This window comes from Pedobacter psychrodurus (assembly GCF_032678585.1).
In the GTDB taxonomy this organism is placed as follows: domain Bacteria; phylum Bacteroidota; class Bacteroidia; order Sphingobacteriales; family Sphingobacteriaceae; genus Pedobacter; species Pedobacter psychrodurus_A.
The window spans coordinates 1-976 of the sequence record NZ_JAVTSN010000133.1; the positions used below are offsets into that span (position 1 = coordinate 1).

At 37.1% G+C, this 976-nt stretch carries 1 protein-coding gene; it reads left to right on the forward strand.

Going from position 1 to position 976, the window contains the following annotated elements; all coding sequences use genetic code 11:
- Positions 1-21: 21 nt before the first annotated feature.
- On the forward strand, positions 22-976 hold a 955-nt coding region (locus tag R2S57_RS30365; protein ID WP_316848658.1), incomplete at its 3' end, for an IS1634 family transposase.

The following is a 976-nucleotide window of genomic DNA, read 5'->3' on the forward strand; positions in this document are numbered from 1 at the left end:
TTTTGCCTTATATTTATGTTGATGTTTGTTCGACAAAAGAAGAATAAAAGTGGAGTGATCAGTGTTCAGGTCATTGATAAGAGCTCTGGCAAATACAAGATGATAAAAACCTTGGGCAGCTCAAGTTCTATTTCCCGAGTAGAAACGCTTGTTAAAGAAGGAGAGCACTGGATTAAAAGCCAACTTGGGCAAGCAGAGATTGATCTTTCCGGCACCCAGGATGCCTTCGATAAGTTTATTTCGAATATCCAGCAGGTTACAGTTGCTGGAACCGAGCTATTGCTTGGAAAACTTTTCGATGAGATCGGCTTTGCTAAGATTAAAGACGATTTGTTCCGAAAACTTGTTTTGTCCAGGCTATGCTTTCCTGTAAGTAAGGTACGCACTATTGATTATCTCAAAAAATATCATGGAATTGAAATTGATGAAGACCGCATATACCGGTACCTGGATAAACTTTACAATAAGCAGAAAGATTTAGTCCAGCAGATTAGCTATCAGCATACATTACGGATACTTAATAATCAAATGAGCATTGTATTTTATGATGTAACCACCCTTTACTTTGAAATCGATGATCAGGATGATTTGCGAAAGACTGGTTTTTCAAAAGAGGGACGGCATCAGAATCCACAGATTGTTTTAGGATTATTGGTAAGTGTTGGGGGTTATCCCTTAGCCTATGAAATATTCGAAGGGAATAAATTTGAGGGCCACACAATGCTTCCTGTTATTAATGCCTTTAAAAAGAAGCATAAGCTTGATAAAATGGTCGTAATTGCAGATTCCGGTCTTCTTTCCAGTAATAACATAAGTGATCTACAGCGTGAAGGCTACGAGTTTATACTTGGAGCAAGAATAAAGAATGAAAAGCAAATGCTTCAAAAACAGATATTGAGTCTTAAACTAAAAAATGGAGAAAGCGCAATACTGAAAAAAGATGAACACACGAATTTAGTAATTAGCTACTCACTTC